Origin of the sequence: Corallococcus sp. 4LFB (genome assembly GCF_046520365.1) — a bacterium.
GTDB classification, from domain to species: Bacteria; Myxococcota; Myxococcia; order Myxococcales; family Myxococcaceae; genus Corallococcus; species Corallococcus caeni.
Window position 1 is genome coordinate 1 of the sequence record NZ_JBKGHJ010000963.1, and the last position, 1,496, is coordinate 1,496.

The window sequence follows — 1,496 nt, forward strand, 5'->3', positions numbered from 1 at the left end:
GGGTGGCCCTCGAGCCTGTCGAGCGCCGCCAGCATGAGCGCGTCGACTTCGTACATCTCTCCCTCGACAGCGTGCTTGCCCCTGGAGGCGAGGGCAGGGAAGGGCCCGTAGTCGTAGAGGGTAAAGCGGGGAAGCGTCCGCGCTAGGCCGACGAGGCGTGCGCCGCACAAGAGTCTGTGGTTGGGCTCGCCGGACAGCAGCGTTCCGTAGACGAAGACGCGCGTCGACTTTGAGGCGCGCTTCATGCCGCACCGCCCAGGGCGCCCGCGAGCGCGGCGCGGTTGAAGCCCAGGCGCCCATAGGCGTGCCAGAGGACGCGGAAGTAGCGGCCAGCGGGCGGCCAGGCCTCGAAGCCTGCTTCGGGCTGCAGGTACACCAGCGCGCGGCGGCGGTGGCCGGCCTTGTCCGTCACCAGTCGGGCGGCGCGCCGGTACGCAAAGGGGTGCCCCTCGAAGGTGTCGAGGGCGCGCAAGTCCTCGGGGGTGAGGCGGTACAGCAACCCCTCGACGTGGGCGCCGCGCACGCGCTGGAGGCTGGCGACTGCGCCGCCCCAGCGGCGGCTGTAGCCGCCAAACACCAGGGTGTGGCCGGGAAGGGTGGCCCGGGCTTCGACGGTGGCGCCGGGGCATCGCGTGCGCATTTGGGCCCTGTCGAGGTTGGAGCCGTAGGCGAAGTAGAGCATGCGGTTCTCGCATTCGAGGCGGGCGCGGCCCGCCGTTGTCGGTTCTGATTCCAACCCAGGCACGAGGAGATACTCCTCGGCGAGCGGCCTCTTCATTCCTGGTCCGAAGCGTCATCCCGAGGAGACGCGACCTCCTTGGCCAGTTTGAGGATCTCCACCGCCTCAAGGGCACGGGCGCGCCTGTGTGCGAGCCGGGTGCCGCGGACGTGCACCTTCCGAGAGAGACGTCCGTCGTAGCTTTTTGTGGGGTACCTGCCGTGCGATGGGCAGCAGCCCCATCGGCAGTTGCCCCGGTCCTTCCGATTAACTCCGTATGCTTTCATTATTGCGTCTCGCGGTTGGCGAGGGGCACCTGCCCTTCGCGAAAGACATACACGCTCTGGTTCGCCATTGAAGCAAGCGCTGTCTGAGGGAGGGGCGCGAGGACCGCAGGAAGGTGCGGGCCCGGTGCCCGGGCTCCTTCCTCGGGCCCTGGCGCCAGCGCAGGCAGGCGCCAGGGCTTCGTGGCGCCCGCGAAGGCCCCGTCACGCGGCGGCGCGGGCTTCGGTGGGCGTGTTGCCCGGAGCGACCCCTGCGTCGCCCTGCGAGCCCTCGCTGCCGGGCGAGCCGTCCCCACCCCCACCCGGGCCGCGCCTGTCGCGGCGCTGGCCCTTCCAGGCGGCGCTGCCCTCCAGCTTCTTGAGGAGGTGGAGGCGGGCCGTCTTGAATTCCTCGCCGATGAGGCCCAGGTGCAGGAGGAACACCCGGAAGTCGTACTTGGCGGTGGCGGGGTTGAAGTCGCGGCGCTTGCTGGAGGCGGCCTTCGAGGCCAGGG

Annotated in this window: 2 protein-coding genes and 1 pseudogene; all 3 read right to left on the minus strand. The window is 70.4% G+C overall.

Annotated elements, in window-relative coordinates; all coding sequences use genetic code 11:
- Nucleotides 1-245, minus strand: a 245-nt coding sequence (locus ACLEQD_RS43195; protein ID WP_410391760.1) for a gamma-glutamylcyclotransferase, incomplete at its 3' end; no start/stop codon positions are given.
- A complete protein-coding gene (locus tag ACLEQD_RS43200; protein WP_141593106.1) occupies nt 242-682 on the minus strand; it encodes a gamma-glutamylcyclotransferase family protein in 441 nt (146 codons plus the stop codon). The genes ACLEQD_RS43200 and ACLEQD_RS43195, both read right to left, overlap by 4 nt.
- A 524-nt stretch (nt 683-1,206) precedes the next feature.
- Nucleotides 1,207-1,496: pseudogene (locus tag ACLEQD_RS43205) on the minus strand (VrlE); the annotation flags it as partial.

Coding starts and splice junctions, on each gene's coding strand:
- ACLEQD_RS43200 (WP_141593106.1), bottom strand. CDS start 682: ATGCTCTACTTCGCCTACGGCTCCAACCTCGACAGGGCCCAAATGCGC.